Source organism: Candidatus Palauibacter sp. (assembly GCF_965213655.1).
GTDB lineage: Bacteria > Gemmatimonadota > Gemmatimonadetes > Palauibacterales > Palauibacteraceae > Palauibacter.
On record NZ_CBDBZT010000003.1, the window covers coordinates 1,200,636 to 1,214,789 of the forward strand.

Annotated in this window: 14 protein-coding genes; all 14 read left to right on the forward strand. The window is 70.0% G+C overall.

The annotated features are described in order from the left end of the window. Positions 1–291: 291 nt before the first annotated feature. On the forward strand, positions 292–834 hold the full coding sequence (locus ACOOGH_RS07570) for a helix-turn-helix transcriptional regulator (protein ID WP_420448340.1): 543 nt from the start codon (positions 292–294) through the stop codon (positions 832–834). Beyond that, positions 831–1,118, forward strand: coding sequence for a TrbC/VirB2 family protein (locus tag ACOOGH_RS07575; RefSeq protein ID WP_420448341.1), 288 nt, complete (start codon positions 831–833; stop codon positions 1,116–1,118). The genes ACOOGH_RS07570 and ACOOGH_RS07575 overlap by 4 nt, the downstream gene beginning before the upstream one ends. After that, complete coding sequence (locus ACOOGH_RS07580) at positions 1,118–1,423, forward strand: VirB3 family type IV secretion system protein (protein WP_420448342.1); 306 nt, start codon at positions 1,118–1,120, stop codon at positions 1,421–1,423. Before ACOOGH_RS07575 ends, ACOOGH_RS07580 begins: the two co-directional genes overlap by 1 nt. Further along, positions 1,420–3,876 carry a VirB4 family type IV secretion system protein gene (locus ACOOGH_RS07585; RefSeq protein WP_420448343.1) on the forward strand — a complete coding sequence of 819 codons (2,457 nt, stop codon included), beginning with the start codon at positions 1,420–1,422 and terminating at the stop codon, positions 3,874–3,876. Before ACOOGH_RS07580 ends, ACOOGH_RS07585 begins: the two co-directional genes overlap by 4 nt. Then, positions 3,873–4,748: a TrbG/VirB9 family P-type conjugative transfer protein gene (locus ACOOGH_RS07590; protein WP_420448344.1), complete on the forward strand. Its 876-nt coding sequence runs from the start codon at positions 3,873–3,875 to the stop codon at positions 4,746–4,748. The genes ACOOGH_RS07585 and ACOOGH_RS07590 overlap by 4 nt, the downstream gene beginning before the upstream one ends. Next, positions 4,745–5,992, forward strand: coding sequence for a TrbI/VirB10 family protein (locus tag ACOOGH_RS07595; protein ID WP_420448345.1), 1,248 nt, complete (start codon positions 4,745–4,747; stop codon positions 5,990–5,992). Before ACOOGH_RS07590 ends, ACOOGH_RS07595 begins: the two co-directional genes overlap by 4 nt. Before the next feature lie 17 nt (positions 5,993–6,009). Further along, entirely contained in the window at positions 6,010–6,906 is an 897-nt protein-coding gene (locus tag ACOOGH_RS07600) for a hypothetical protein (RefSeq protein WP_420448346.1), read from the forward strand. 13 nt (positions 6,907–6,919) lie between these two features. Beyond that, positions 6,920–7,909 carry a type IV secretion system protein gene (locus ACOOGH_RS07605; protein WP_420448347.1) on the forward strand — a complete coding sequence of 330 codons (990 nt, stop codon included), beginning with the start codon at positions 6,920–6,922 and terminating at the stop codon, positions 7,907–7,909. Between the two features lie 16 nt (positions 7,910–7,925). Further along, positions 7,926–8,597, forward strand: a complete 672-nt coding sequence (locus ACOOGH_RS07610; protein ID WP_420448348.1) for a VirB8/TrbF family protein — start codon at positions 7,926–7,928, stop codon at positions 8,595–8,597. Then, entirely contained in the window at positions 8,594–9,526 is a 933-nt protein-coding gene (locus ACOOGH_RS07615) for a hypothetical protein (protein ID WP_420448349.1), read from the forward strand. The genes ACOOGH_RS07610 and ACOOGH_RS07615 overlap by 4 nt, the downstream gene beginning before the upstream one ends. Before the next feature lie 296 nt (positions 9,527–9,822). Beyond that, entirely contained in the window at positions 9,823–11,862 is a 2,040-nt protein-coding gene (locus tag ACOOGH_RS07620; RefSeq protein ID WP_420448350.1) for a type IV secretory system conjugative DNA transfer family protein, read from the forward strand. Next, on the forward strand, positions 11,859–12,896 hold the full coding sequence (locus tag ACOOGH_RS07625; RefSeq protein ID WP_420448351.1) for a CpaF family protein: 1,038 nt from the start codon (positions 11,859–11,861) through the stop codon (positions 12,894–12,896). Before ACOOGH_RS07620 ends, ACOOGH_RS07625 begins: the two co-directional genes overlap by 4 nt. Then, a complete protein-coding gene (locus tag ACOOGH_RS07630) occupies positions 12,893–13,117 on the forward strand; it encodes a hypothetical protein (protein WP_420448352.1) in 225 nt (74 codons plus the stop codon). Before ACOOGH_RS07625 ends, ACOOGH_RS07630 begins: the two co-directional genes overlap by 4 nt. Continuing rightward, positions 13,114–14,148 (forward strand): ArdC family protein, encoded by a 1,035-nt coding sequence (locus tag ACOOGH_RS07635; protein ID WP_420448353.1) that lies wholly within the window; start codon positions 13,114–13,116, stop codon positions 14,146–14,148. The genes ACOOGH_RS07630 and ACOOGH_RS07635 overlap by 4 nt, the downstream gene beginning before the upstream one ends. The last annotated feature ends 6 nt before the right edge of the window (positions 14,149–14,154 follow it).

Sequence of the window (14,154 nt, forward strand, 5' to 3'; positions counted from 1 at the left end):
GTCCATCGCGCACTGCCTTCCCTTGACCGATCCCTCAACACAGATCCGCGCCACGCCAACCGGATGATCGAATCCGGCCTCCCGGCTTGGTCCCCGCCTACCGCCGCCGAGACCTCCCGCGAGCACCCAACGGGGGTGTCTTCCACCCCACTGGCGCCGCGATCCACCGGGCTCATTCCCTTACGAGACGTCCATAGACGTTACGAGATACAAGGGAATTCCCTAACGGTTGTCTTTCTAGAGAGCAATTCTTCACCGTTCTGGCCATGAAGACGCGGGAGCAGTTCGGCCATGGAGACTCTGGAGCGGCAGTTCAACTCCCGGGTGAGCGGATTCCTCGAGGAAACCGGCATGGGAGCGACGACCCTCGGCTTGAAGGCGGTGGGCGACCCGAACCTGATGCGCGAGATCGCGGAGGGGCGCTCGCCGTCGCTCAGAATCGCGGACGAGGTCCTGGCGTTCATCGACAGTCACGAAAGGGGTTCGGGCGGTGCCCGGGCTCCGCCCCGCCGCAGGCGCCGAAGGCCCTCGTCGCGGGCGAAGGGAACGAAGCGGAGCAGAGTGAGAAGCGAGCAACCGATGGAACAGGGAACGAACGCGCCGATCCGTTTCCTGCGGCTTCCGGAGGTGGAAGCCCGGACAGGTCTGGCGCGGCCAACGATCTACGCCCGGATGGCCGCGGGGACCTTCCCGCGACCGGTCTCGCTGGGTGGGCGCGCGGTGGGCTGGATCGAGTCGGAAGTCGAGGAGTGGATGCGCAAACGAATCGCGAACACACGGGGCAGCGCGCAAGGCGGTGCCCGACCGAACCCCAACAGGGAGAGAACGGAATGAAGAAGATGTTTGGAACGAAGCTGGCGGCCGCGTGGGCCGCGCTGCTCGTGCTGGCGCCCGGCGTGCTCCACGCGCAGGGCACGAGCCCGTGGGTCGATGCGGTGACCGAGCTACAGACGCAGTTCACGGGGCCGATCGCACGGGGACTGTCGCTGATCGCGATCGTGGTGGGCGGGCTGATGTTTGCGTTCGGAGAAGGCGGCAGCAAGCGCACGCTGGCCGGGATCATCTTCGGGATCGGGATGGCCGTGGGCGCGGTCAACTTCCTTGCCTGGCTCTTCTGATGCGGGGCCTCAGACGCTGGCCGGGCTACGCGGCGCTCAACCGTCCGCTGACGGTGCTGGGTGTCGAGCGGCGGCTGTTCCTGCTGGGCGCTACGCTCGCCGTCGCGGTCTGGAACGCGACGGCCTCCCTCGTGGCGGGCGGCGCGGTGTTCGCGGTCTGTTATGGCGCGGGGTGGTTGGCGGGCCGGAGGGATCCGGCGATGCTGGCGGTGCTCCGGGCCGCGGCGCGTTACCCGGCTCGGTACGATCCGGGCAAGTGGGCGGACGAGCCGTGGCACGTCCTGTTCCGCGGGGGTTCCCGGTGAGAGTCGGCGACGAGCGCCGGGCCTACGAAGCGGCGGGCTCGCTGGCCGAGGAGCTGCCCTACTGGGGCTGGCTCGACGACGGCCAAAGCTGCCTGACCCGTGCGGGCGAACTGGTGGCGGCGGGCCGGATCCGGCCCGCCGTGACCGACGGGAGGACGCCCGAACAGATCGACCGGGTGCTGGGACTCTGGCAGAGGTTGCTCTCGGGCCTCGGTGCCGGCACGCGGCTCCAGTTCCACCTGCTCCGGCGTCCCAGCCGCACGGGGAGTCCGCAGGACAGCGGCTCGGACATCGCGTCCTTGTCTGGTCGCAAGCGAAGGACGTTCCTCGCGGGGCGCGTCCAGCGGCTCGATTCCTACGCCGTCTGGACGCACAACCCGGGCCTTCGCCAGGTCGGCGGGAGGTCCGGGTCCGGATCGCTATCACGGCTCAAGCGACTGCGGAAGCGCGGCGGCAAGACGGGGGCGACCTACCTCGCCTCGGAGATCGAGTCGGCCGCGGACCGGTTCCGGGCGATGATCGCCGCGGGCCGCTCGCTCGTGGCCGAACACACGCCGGTCGAGATGCTGGGAGCGCACGAGGCGTCCGGCATCCTCTCCGACTTGACCAACAAGCCCGGCACGTTCTGGGACGGTGCGACGGGCAGCGGCATGAACTGGCGGCTCGCGCTGTCGGAGCTTGAGGCCGAGCGCTCGCACCTGAGGCTGGATGGCGAGCCGGTGATCCTCTACTCGCTTCTGTCGCCGCCCGGCCAGGCGCACGCGAACCTGCTCCAAGACCTCTACTGCCTGGACGCGGTGACGACGGTTTCGCTCGAATGGCGACCGTGGACTGTGGAAGCGGCGCGGAGGCGGATCCGAAGCGCGCAACGCCACTACTTTGCGCGGCGCTACTCGATGATGGCGCACGCGCAGGACGCCCAGGGCACGGCGGCGGCGATGGTCGATTCGGCGGCGGCCGCCGAGTCGGACCGGCTGGGGAGCGCGCTGGTCGAACTCGAAGCCGACGGGGTGGCCTACGGCGAGGCGTCGCTCACCGTCGCGCTGCACGGGGAGCTCGAAGAGATCGAGCGGCTGGACGGCGACGTGCGCCGCCTGTTCGCCGCGCACGACGCGAAGGTGATCCGGGAAGGCTACGGCCAGCTTCCCACGTGGTTCGCCCGGCTCCCGGCCCAGCCGCGCAAGCGGCAGGTGCGGAGGGTCTTCGTGTCGGCGGGCGTTGCGGCGTGCCTCGCGCCCGTGTTCGGGCCGCCCAAGGGGAACCGAACGAGCCGGCATCTCGACCGCGAGCCGCTGGCGGTCTTCGAGACGCCGTGGCGCACCGCGTACCGCTACGACCTGTTCGCGGGCGACGTGGGCCACACGCTGATCCTGGGAGCGACGGGATCGGGCAAGAGCTTTGCCTTGAACTTCCTGCTCGTCGAGTCGCTCAAGTACGACCCCCGCATCCTGATCCTGGACCTGGGCGGCTCGTACCGCTGGCTGACCCGGTTCCTTGGGGGCCGGTATCTCGAACTCGCGCCCGGCGAGACGGAACCGACGCTCCGGCTACAGCCCTTCGCGCTACCCCCGACCACGAGGACGTTCCAGTTCCTGACCGGCTGGGTGCTCCGGCTCCTGAAGCTCGGAGGGTACGAGGCTGACGGGTCGGACACGAGCGAGATCCGCGCGCGGATCGAGGACCTCTACGCACTCGGGGCCGAGCGGCGCACGCTCAGCGTGCTGTTCGGTTCGCTCCCGGTCGCAATGTGGCCCGCGCTGAGCCGCTGGACGGAGGGCGGCGCCTGGGGTGCGTTCTTTGACAACGCGCCGTCGGACGCGGCGGACATCGAGTTCCGGGACTGGCAGGTGATCGACCTGGCGGGCGCGGCGGAGCACGCGGACCTGTGCGAGGCGGCGCTGTCGTACCTGCTCGAACGCATGCGCCTGGAGATCGAGGACCCGGCGGAGACCGCGCGGCTCAAGCTGATGGTCGTGGACGAGGCATGGCGGTACATGCAGGACCCCGCCGTGCTGAACTACCTGGCCGAGGCGGCCAAGACGTGGCGGAAGAAGAACGCCGCGCTCGTGCTCGCCACCCAGTCCGCCGTGGACGTGACGGGGACGCCCGGCGCTTCCGCTCTTCTCGAGTCGATCCCCACCAAGCTGTTCCTCGCCAACCCCGAGTTGCCGAACGAAGCCGGTGCGCTCTTCAGGCTGAACGAGTCGGAGATCGCCCAAGTCCGGGAGCTGACGCCCAAGCGCGAGCTCTATCTCCGTCGCCCGGACGAGGCGGCGGTGCTCCGGCTCGAAGTCGATCCGGAGAGCTACTGGCTCTACACCTCCTCGCCCCTGGACGCCGAGAAGCGCGCCGAAGCCGTGGCGAAGCACGGCCTGGTCCGGGGGCTCGAAGTGCTCGCCCGGCCGAACCCATCCCACACCACCCCCAAGCATGCAAAGGACGTGACACCATGAAGACACCAACCGAAGCGATCCTGCTCGGGATCGGCGTTGTCCTGCTCACGCTGCTTCTGCTGGCGCTGCCCGGCGACGCCTGCGCGCAGCAAACGAGCGGCGACGCCGCCTACCTGCGCGTGCCGGTGCCCGATGAGGGCGATGAGCGGATCCCCCGGCTTCGCGCGCGCGTGCGTCACACTACCGTAATCGTGCTTCCCGCCGAAGAGCGGATCCTCGACTTCGTAGCCGGCGACTCCGAGTACTGGCACCTGACGGGCGCGGCGAACGTCGCATACCTCAAACCGCTGGCCGAGGACGCGGCGACGAACGTCGCGCTCGTCTGCGAGTCTGGGCGTATCTATTCGTTCCTCGTCTCCGAGCACGGCGAGAAGCCGCCCCATCTCGTTGTGCGCGTCGAGGCGGGCGCGGAGGCGGCGGGCATCTCCGGCGCTCCCGGGTTCGTCGCGCGGAGCGAGGTGGAAGCCTACCGGCAGATGGCCGCTGAAGCGGTGGAGGCAGCGCAAGCAGCGCGCGAGGAAGCCGAGGCCGGGATCGCTCGGGCGCGAGAGCAGGCGACTGCGGAGGTCGAGGCGTTCCGCGCCTCCTACCCCGAACGCCTGCGGTTCGAGTACCGGCTGGACCGGGACGCGTCCGAGCGGCCGTTCCGGGTCGAGGCGATGTGGCACGACGGGCTCTTCACCTACATCCGCTCGCACGCGCAGGAGTCCCCGGCCCTCTACGAACTGACCGACGGCGAGCCGAGCCTGGTCGCGTTCGACCTTACCGAGGACGGGCTCTACATCGCGCGCCGCGTCCTGGGCGACGGGTGGCTCCAGATCGGTGAGGAGCGGCTGCGCTGGTGGTTCGAGCCCGGGGAGGGTCCCCGATGAGCAGCTGGAAGCAGTGGATGAAGGAGCCGAAGGGGGCGCTGCCGGGCGGCATCGTGACGAAAGCCGGGATCGCCTTGATCACCGTGCTCGTCGCCGGGCTGTTCCTCTCCTCGTCGCTGTCGCGTCCCGACGGTACGGCCGATGGAGTCGCGCCCACTGAGGCGCGACCGGTGGACGACCGCACGGGCCGCGCGCTCGATGGGCGCTTCAGCGCTGAGACCGAGCGCCAAAGCCAGCAGGCGGCGGCCGATGCGGACCGGGAGCGGCGGCAGTCCGACGCCGACGGGCGGGAACCGGCCGGACAAGACGCGGGGGCGGATGCCGGCAACACCGGAACCCATGCCGGCATTGGCCAAGCCGAGTTCGAGCTTCGCGAGGCGCTCCGGCTCGAAGAGGTCGAGCGCAGGACGCGCTCGCTCCGCTCGCCACCGGTCGCGCAGTCCCACCGGGAACCGAACCGAGTCCGGGATGGGGCCGCGGCTTCTTCGCTGGAATCCGAGTCTCCCGATGCGGCCCTTGACGGCGCGCTCGCATCCCTCGGGCAGTCCTTGGCAGCCCTAGAGGCCGAAATGGCCGCCGGACTGGCCGCCGGAGAGTTTGCGCCCGGGGAAGGTAGTTCAGCGGCGCAGATAGATCTACCCACATCCCGCACATCCGAGCCCGGGCGTTTTGTCCGGCCCGAGGACCCGCCAGGCTGGGAACGGGTCCGCGAGGGTTCGTTCCTCGAAGCGGTGTTGCTCACTCAACTCTCGGGCGAGTTCCCCGGCCCGGTCCTCGCCATGGTGTCGGTGCCGCTGTACTCGGTTGACCGCCAGCGCGTTCTGATCCCGCGCGGCACGCGCGTCGTGGGTACCGCGCGCGCCGTCCAGCACCGCGACCAGAGCCGCCTCGCCGTGGCATTCCACCGGCTGCTGCTGCCCGACGGAAGCTGGGTGGACCTCGAGTTCGCCGGTCTGAACCAAGTAGGCGAGAGCGCGCTCAGGGACCAGGTGAACCGGCGCTACCTCTCGACGTTCGCAGCCGCCGGAGCGGTCGGCGCGCTGAGCGGGCTGACGCTTGCCGGGGCCTCCCCCTACGGACTTCGAGCGGGCGTCGGCCAAGGGCTCGGAAGTAGCGCCACCTCGATGCTGGACCGGTACCTGAACCGCCTACCCGAGATCACGATCCGCGCGGGCCACCGGCTCCGCATCTGGTTCAACGCGGATGTCCTGGTCCCAACCCCCACCCGTACCACGCACCGCTGACAAGAAAGGACTCTCCCATGCGCCACCGCATCCTCATCCCCGTTCTTCTCGTCCCGCTGCTGACGCTCGCGCACCCTACCCCCGCGAGCGCGCAGTTCGATTTTGGCAGTTGGTTCCAGCGGGCCACGATCATCGCGAACCAGATCACCCAGATCTCGCACCAGGTCAGTCAGATCCGGTCGATGGCCCGCCAGCTTACGGAACTCGAGGACCAGCTCGACCACATGGAGCGTGCCGCGCGCGGTGAGATCGACGCGCTTCTGCAACCGTTCTCCGACCTCGCCGCCGATCCCGTCGGCCTCGTGCGCGACGGACTCGGTTGGCGATCCGACTTCACGGGACAGGCCAGGGAAACGGTCAACGCCGTCCGACGCTTCGGCAACGGCCGCTCGTTCACCAACCTCTGGCGCACCGCCCACGGCACGGCCGACCGGGTGAGCGAAGCCGACGTACTCGGTCTCTTCCGGGACCTTCCGCCCCAGGCGGCACTCCGAGCAGCTGAGGACTACCGCCGTGCCCGCGAAGCCGCCGACCGGCAGCGGGTCCTCGACTACGCCGCACTCGACGCGGCGGCGGCTCTCGCGGAGACCATCGAGAGTGCGCAGGGTTCGTTCGCGGACATCACCGCGAATGGCAACCTCTCCAACACCGCCCTCCAACAGGCACGGGTCGCCGCCGCGCTGAGCCAGGGGCGGATCAACGCGGCCGCCGGACAGGTGCTCGCGCACCAGACGGCCGCCGAAGCGAGCCGGGCGAGGCAGGCCGAACTCGCCCGCTTCGAATGGCTGGGCCGTTGGCATGACAACCGCGCTCGGGCGAACACGCTCGCCGAGACGATGCGGGACGCCGCCTTGCTGAACCGGTCCGCGCTCCGCGATGGCCTTCTGTTCCGCATTCCCTCGTTCTACCGGTAGGGGCGGGCCGGCCATGCAACTGCCCCCGCAGTCCATCGACCCGAACGTCCCGACGCAGATCCCGGAGAACCAACTCCAGGACTTCAAGGGCTTCCTCGACGTGGTGCTCGACACCGTCGTCGGCGGAGCCGCGCCCGACGTGCATGCGCTCGGGCTTCAGCTCTGGGGCGGGCTCGCCGCCGTGATGGTCGCCTGGACCGGACTCAAGATCGCGTTCAGCGGCACCTTCCAGCCCTGGGATCTCGTCAGGCTCGTGATCGGGATCGCGATCCCCCGCACGCTGCTCCACTACTACACCGTTCCGATCCCCGGCGTCGGACTCACCTTCCCCGCCATGGTCGCCGGGGGCGGGATCTGGCTCCAGAACCTGTTTCTGTCCGACGTGGTGTCGGCGGGCTACACCGAGATGACCGCACTCGTGCAGGCGTACTCGGCGCACCTGAGCGCGGCGTGGTCCACGGGCAACCTGCTCTCGATCGTGACTGCGGGGACGACCGTGATCTTCTCCTCGCTGGTCACGCTCGTGATGGGCGCGTCGCTCGTGTTCTGTCTGCTCGCGCTGTTCTGCGTGACCTACGCGCAGGTGATCTGGGCGCAGGTCGCGATCGCCATCGCGATCCTGCTCGGTCCCGTGTTCATCGCGTTCCTGCTCTTCGAGCCGCTCTCGTTCCTGTTCTGGGGATGGTTCCGGACGCTGCTCGTCTACACGCTCTACGGCGTCGTGGCCGGGGCCGTGCTCAGGGTCTTCATGGGCGTGGGACTCGGCTACATCACGACGTACGCCGATGCGCTCATGGGCACCGGCACGGCGGACCCGTTCGAGCTCTGGCTCTGGGCCGTCGTCCTCATGCCGCTCGTCGTCTGCGGCCTCATGGCCGGCCTCAAGGTCGGCGAACTCGCCTCGATGCTCGTCTCCGGTTCCGGCTCCGCCGGGTCCGGGTTCGTCGCCCTCGTCATGCAGGGCGCCGGTCGTGTTGCCGCCCCCGCCAAGCCCCCCGTCTGAACGGAAGGAGATGCCAATGATGAAACGAGACAAGAATGCCGGCCGCGAGTACGCCGAGATCTGGGGCGAGGCGGTCGAGGCGAACCGCAAGCTGCGGAGGATCCTGATTCTGCTCTCGGCGAGCATGGTCCTCGGCGTGGTGGTTCTGCTCAGGATCGCGGGCGCGGAGGCGCCCAAGCCGATTGTGATCCGGGTCGACGAGGTGGGCCGCGCCGAGGCGCTCGCCTACGAGGCCGCGACCGCGCAGGCCGATCCGCTCGATCCGACGACCAAGTACTTCCTGAACCGGTTCGTTCACGACTTCCACTCGCGCCGCCGGGCGACGGCGCAGGAGAACTGGACCCGTAGCCTCCGCTTCCTGAGCACCGATCTTGCGAACGCGGCGTTCCAACGGGACGGTGCCGATGTCGCGAGCGTCGCGGCGGGAACCGCCGAGACCGAACTCGAAGTCGAGCAGGTGGTGCTACGCATCCATCCCGCTCCCGAGCCGCCGCACGGCGCGACGGCGGACTTCGATCTCGTGCAGTTGCGCGGCGAGCAAGAGCTGAGGCGCGAGCGCTGGACTCTCTCGCTGCGGTTCGAGTTCCTGGACTCCGTCGCGCCGGAGCTGGTCGTTCACAACCCGATGGGGCTCCTCGTCACCTACATGCGCGCCGACCGCGCGCTCGTGACCGGGGGCGACCGATGATCGCGCACCTGAAGGAGCGCGAGAAGGCGCTGGAGTCGTTCGGTTGGACGGGCCGCGAGGCCGAGTGGATCGCGCTGGTCTGCCTCCACAGCGGCGTGTTCACGCGCGCGCAGTGGGCACGGTTCATGGACGCGCATCCGGAACAGGTCCGGCGCGGCGTCCACGCGCTCATCGCCGAGCGCGTGGCGAGCGAAGAGACGGAACCAGGTGTTGCCGGCATGGGGCGGGTCGGCCGGATCTTCGCCCGCCCGGTCTACCGGGCGCTCGGAGCCGAGCACATCCGCCACCGCCGCGGCGCATCGACCGAGGTGCTTCTGCGCCGCCTGCTCTCGCTCGACTACGTGATCGAGCACTCCGATCTGCCCTGGCTCCCCACCGAGCAGGAGAAGGTCTCGGCGTTCGAGGCGCTCGGGGTCGAGCGCTCGATCCTGCCCGTGCGCGTGTACCGGGGAGCCGCACGGATCACCAAGCGCCATTTCCCCGTGAAGCTGCCGGTCGCGCTCGACTCGGTGCGCGCCCTGTTCGTGTACGCCGACCCCGGCCACGACACCGCGACGGCGCTCCGGTCCTGGGGTAAGGCGCACCGCGGACTCTGGCGCGCGCTCCGGAGACTAGGCCGGTCGGTAGAGGTCGTGGCCGTCGCCCGCACCGGGCGAGAACTCGAGCGGGCGCGGCGGGTGATGCGCGGATGGGTCGAGGCCGCTGGACCCGCGGAGCCCGAAGCCGGCACGGCCGAGGAGCTGGCCCGAATCGAACGGGCGATCCTCCAGGGCGCGGTCCACATCCTCGAGGAGTTCGGCGGCCTCCAGGCCGCGCTGAAGCGCAGCGTGGCGCTGGAGAAGCAGGCGCGCCGCCGGGGCGGGCGCGGATCCATCGACCGCGGGGCCGCTTGGCGGACCGAGCGCCTCGCAAGGGTCCGCTACCGATGAGCGGCGGGCTCGCTATGCCGCACCGCGGCGTGAAAACGACGCGGGGGGTCGTTTCACGAATCGGCCCTCCCGCGATTCACATGCGGCGTTGCGTCCATCCGCTTGCGCGGTGGCGTCTTGCGGCCTCGCGGCCCGCCCGCCCGCTGCCGGACGGGACGCATCGGTCGTGGCTGGAGCGACCCCCCTCGCCGAGGGCTCGGTGCGGCATAGGGCCGAGTGTGTTTTCACAACTCGGCCCCCCCGCCTCCCGGGGTCGCTCCAGCACCAGAAATCCCTCCGGGAAGGGTGTCCGACCGATGAGGCCGTATACGCTCGTCCTCATCGGGGTCGCCCTGACGGTCGCGGCCGTGCGCGCGATCCTCGCGCCGTTCCCGCCCATCGGCGCCAACCCGTATCTGGACCTGATCGCCCACAACGATCCGGGCATCCATACGGCGATCCGCGCATGGTATTACCTCGTGCCCGGCGTCGCCGTGCTGCTGGCCGGCAGCGTCATGCTCTCCGTCTCGCGGGTCTGGCTTCAGCCGCTCACGCGCCGCCGGAACCGGGGCAGGCTTCCGGCTTGGCCCACTTCGGCGAAAGACGACGCGCCCTCGCTTGTCGTCGGCGAGTTGCACCACCCGACCGTCGCGCGGGAGAGCGAGCGCCCCTCCTGGCTCGTCGTACCCGAGAAGGGACTCTACACGGGCTTGCTCGTCGTCGGGGCCGTCGGCACCGGCAAGACCACGGCCTGCATGTACCCGTTCGCGCGGCAATTGCTCCGCTGGCAGGCCGGCGATGCCGACCGCCGCGCGGGCGCGCTCGTGCTCGAGGTGAAGGGGGATTTCTGCCACCAGGTCCGGCGCATCCTCGGCGAGGCCGGCCGTGAGGACGACTACCTCGAAATCGGGCTCGGGGGTTCGTGGCAGTGGAACCCGCTCGACGATCCGCTGCTCGACTCCTATTCGATGGCCTACGGCGTGGCGTCCCTCATCAACCAGCTGTTCGGCAAGTCGCGCGAACCCTTCTGGCAGCAAGCGTACACGAACCTCGTCCGCTGGATCGTCGAACTGCACCGGCTCCTGCCGAGGGGCTGGGTGACGCTCCGGGACGTGTACCGCTGCACGGTCGAAGCGGAGCTGTTCGCTGAGAAGATCGGGGAGGCGAAGGCAGAGGCCTTGCGGCGGTGCCCCATGCGGGCCGTCATCGCCGCCAAGGATCTCAACGCCCACCGGAAGGCTCTCGAAGACTGGGACTGGGACATGGCGCCCGGCAGCGCCTCGGTGGCGTGTCGGCTCGACCTGGAACGCGGGGCGCTGCTCGACGAGCTGAAGGTCAAGTACGCCACCGAGCCGGAGGGAAGCGGCGCGGGACGCGAGTACGCCGAGCAGGTCGAGGCCATCGAACGATGGTACCGGCACGACTGGATGGCGCTGGACGCCAAGCTCCGCACTTCGATCGTCGAGGGGATCAGCGTCTTCCTCTCGCTGTTCGACCAACCGGAGGTCGCCGGGGTGTTCTGCCCGCCGTCGCCGGAGCCGGAACCCAAGGGCGGCGGTGAGGCCGACGAAGACGACGGTGACGACGGCCCGAAGGGTCCGCCCATGCCGGGGCTGCGCCGGAGGCTGCCGCCGCTCGCCGACCTGATCGAGGGCGGCAAGGTGCTCGCGCTCAACATGCCCGCCGGGGCGAACCCGGCACTCGCCCGCGCCATCGGCGTGTTCCTCAAGAACGCGTGGATGCAGGCGCTACTCCGAAGGCCCGCGGAAGCCGCCCGGCGGCCCGACCGCTACATGCGGCCCGCCGTGTTCATCTGCGACGAGTACCAAGCCTTCGCCACGGTCGGGCAGGACGACCCCTCCGGCGACGAGAAGGCGTTCGCGCTCACCCGGCAGTGCCGCTGCATCCCGATCGTCGCCACGCAGTCGATCTCCTCGCTCCGCTCCGTGCTCCCCTCGGGCGAGGCGTGGCGCACGCTCGTGCAGACGCTCCGCACCCGGATCTTCCTCTCGCTCTCCGACGACGCCTCGGCCAAGATCGCGTCCGACATGTGCGGCTCCGTCAAGAAGACGCAGGCGTCCTACACGTTCACCGAGACCACGAACAAGCCCGAGTTCTCGCTGCTCTCGGGACGCGCCGGAGGCGGCGACGGCCAGATCGGCGCGACCAAGTCGTTCCGGCAACAGAGGGAGCCGGTGTTCGACCCGCGCCAGTTCGGGCTGCTCGCCAACTACCAGGCGATCTGTCTCCCCTACGACGGGGTCAAGTCGCTCCCGGCACGGCGCGTCTACCTCAAGCCCCACTACCTGCCCAAGACCCATGGCTACTGGCGGCAGCGCGAGGAGGGCCGGATATGAAGCGCGCGAGCGGCGTCGGCCACCTCACTCCGTTCCTTCCGGGCCTCGAGAAGCTGCTCGGGGACCCGGAGGTCTCCGAGATCATGATCAACGGACCCGGGAACGTCTGGGTCGAACGGGGCGGGAGGTTGGAACCCCACCCGGCACCGGACCTCACGTCCGCGTGGCTCCACCGCGCGGCCATCCACATCGCACGACCGCTCGGGCTCGATCCCGCCGGGCGGCCGATCCTGGACGCCCGGCTCGAAGACGGATCGCGGGTCGCCATCTGCACGCCGCCCGCATCTCCCGAGGTCGCGATCACCATACGCCGGTTCGGGGGCCGCGCGTTCACGGCGGAGGACCTGGTGCGCCTGGGATCGCTGCCCGAGGACATCCTCGAAGCCGCTCGGAGCACGCTCGCGTCCCGCCAGAACATCCTGGTCTCCGGAGGCACGGGCTCGGGCAAGACGACGCTCCTGAACGCGCTGATCGAACTGCTGCCCGAAGACGAGCGGATCGTCGCCATCGAGGACACGCTCGAACTCAGGATCGACCGCGCCAACTGCCTCCGGTTCGAGGCCGGGGCAATCGGGTCCGAAGCGGTCTCGATCCGCGACCTCGTGCGCCACGCGCTGCGCCACCGGCCCGACCACATCGTCGTCGGCGAGGTCCGGGGCGGCGAGGCCGCCGACCTGCTGCAGGCGCTCAACACCGGACACGGCGGGTCGCTCACCACCATCCACGCCAACAACGCGCGCTCCGCGCTATCGCGGCTCGCGAGCTGCGCCATGCAGGCCGGCGACGCGCTGCCCTGGGAGGTCACCTGCCGGGGCGTCGTGGACGGCATCGCGCTCGTGCTGCACGTGGCCCGCCGAGAGGGCCGGCGGTTCGTCGAGGACGCGCTCGAGGTCTGCGGCTACGACGCGGCCTTGGGCCACTGGATCACCGCGCCGCCGGGAGCGCGCCGCCACCGGACCGAAGACGGCCACGGGTCCGGGACGCAACCGGAGACCGGAACCCACACCCACACACCGAAGGAGGCGAACGCATGAGCTGGCACGCCAGAACCATCCCCATCGAAATCATCCCCGTCGACACGTTCGAGGACTTCGACCGCGAACTGGCGCGCGACGGCCGCGAGACGCTCGAAGTCGAGGCCCAACTGGCCGAGGAGTACGGCCTGTTCCCCGAGGAGGTCGGGACCGAGGACGAGATCGCGGCCGCATGGGGCGATCCGCACGGGGACGCCGGGGAGGAGGTGGACGAGCGATGAAGCACGACGAATACCACCGCAAGTTCGCCGACGCGATCATCGAGCAGATCAAGAGGGGCACCGCCCCCTGGCAGAAGCCGTGGGCGCCGGGCGAGCGCGTCATGCCAAGGAACGTGGACACCGACCGCTCCTACCGGGGCGGCAACAGCCTGCATCTCGCCGCCATGCAGCAGGAACACGGCTACGGCGACGTGCGCTGGGGCACCTACCGCCAGATCCAGAACCGGGGCGGACAGGTCAGGAAGGGCGAGCGGGGAACGCGCATCCTCTCCTTCCAGGACAAGAAGAGAATCGCCGTGACCGACGAGCGCGGGCGGCCCAGGAGGGACGCCGAGGGCAAGAAGCTCTACCGCTACGAGAAGCTCAAGGCGCCGTTCGTGCGCCAGTACACCGTGTTCAACGCCGAGCAGGCCGACGGACTGCCCGAGCGCGCCAATCCGGTGCCCGAGCCGCTCTGGAGGGTCCATCAGGAGGCCGAGCGGGTCATGGACGACGCTGGAGTGCCGGTTCGCCACGTTCAGGGCGACCGCGCCTACTACCACATGAAGCGCGACGAGATCGTGCTGCCCGAGCGCGGACAGTTCCCGTCGGCCAACCACTACTACCAGACGGCGCTCCACGAGCTGGGCCACAGCACCGGCCACGAGGACCGGATGAACCGCGCGACCCTCATCGAAGGGATCGACGGCGGGTTCGGCTCGCCCCAGTACGCCCGGGAGGAACTCCGGGCCGAGATCAGCGCCATGATGACCGGCGAGCGCGTCGGCGTCGGCCACGATCCGAGCCGGGGCGCGGCCTACGTCGAGGGCTGGATCCAGGCGCTCGAAGAGGACCCTCGCGAGATCCGGCGCGCCGCAGCGGACGCGCAGAAGATCTCCGACTTCGTGCTCGTTCGGCACCGCGAGCGCGTGGCCGCGAGAGACCCCGTCGCCGTCGCGGCGGTTCGCACCCCCGCGCAGGGACCGCAGAGAATCGTCGTCCCCGTGCCGCAGGTCCCCGCGCCCGGACGCAGCACCGGGCCGAGCCGCTGAGCGACC

Excerpts from the sequence above, each read along its gene's own strand:
- ACOOGH_RS07590 (WP_420448344.1), top strand. The coding sequence starts at position 3,873 with ATGAAGACACCAACCGAAGCGATCCTGCTCGGGATCGGCGTTGTCCTG.
- ACOOGH_RS07600 (WP_420448346.1), top strand. The coding sequence starts at position 6,010 with ATGCGCCACCGCATCCTCATCCCCGTTCTTCTCGTCCCGCTGCTGACG.
- ACOOGH_RS07610 (WP_420448348.1), top strand. The coding sequence starts at position 7,926 with ATGATGAAACGAGACAAGAATGCCGGCCGCGAGTACGCCGAGATCTGG.
- ACOOGH_RS07635 (WP_420448353.1), top strand. The coding sequence starts at position 13,114 with ATGAAGCACGACGAATACCACCGCAAGTTCGCCGACGCGATCATCGAG.
- ACOOGH_RS07615 (WP_420448349.1), top strand. The coding sequence starts at position 8,594 with ATGATCGCGCACCTGAAGGAGCGCGAGAAGGCGCTGGAGTCGTTCGGT.
- ACOOGH_RS07620 (WP_420448350.1), top strand. The coding sequence starts at position 9,823 with ATGAGGCCGTATACGCTCGTCCTCATCGGGGTCGCCCTGACGGTCGCG.
- ACOOGH_RS07605 (WP_420448347.1), top strand. The coding sequence starts at position 6,920 with ATGCAACTGCCCCCGCAGTCCATCGACCCGAACGTCCCGACGCAGATC.
- ACOOGH_RS07580 (WP_420448342.1), top strand. The coding sequence starts at position 1,118 with ATGCGGGGCCTCAGACGCTGGCCGGGCTACGCGGCGCTCAACCGTCCG.
- ACOOGH_RS07595 (WP_420448345.1), top strand. The coding sequence starts at position 4,745 with ATGAGCAGCTGGAAGCAGTGGATGAAGGAGCCGAAGGGGGCGCTGCCG.
- ACOOGH_RS07625 (WP_420448351.1), top strand. The coding sequence starts at position 11,859 with ATGAAGCGCGCGAGCGGCGTCGGCCACCTCACTCCGTTCCTTCCGGGC.
- ACOOGH_RS07570 (WP_420448340.1), top strand. The coding sequence starts at position 292 with ATGGAGACTCTGGAGCGGCAGTTCAACTCCCGGGTGAGCGGATTCCTC.
- ACOOGH_RS07630 (WP_420448352.1), top strand. The coding sequence starts at position 12,893 with ATGAGCTGGCACGCCAGAACCATCCCCATCGAAATCATCCCCGTCGAC.
- ACOOGH_RS07575 (WP_420448341.1), top strand. The coding sequence starts at position 831 with ATGAAGAAGATGTTTGGAACGAAGCTGGCGGCCGCGTGGGCCGCGCTG.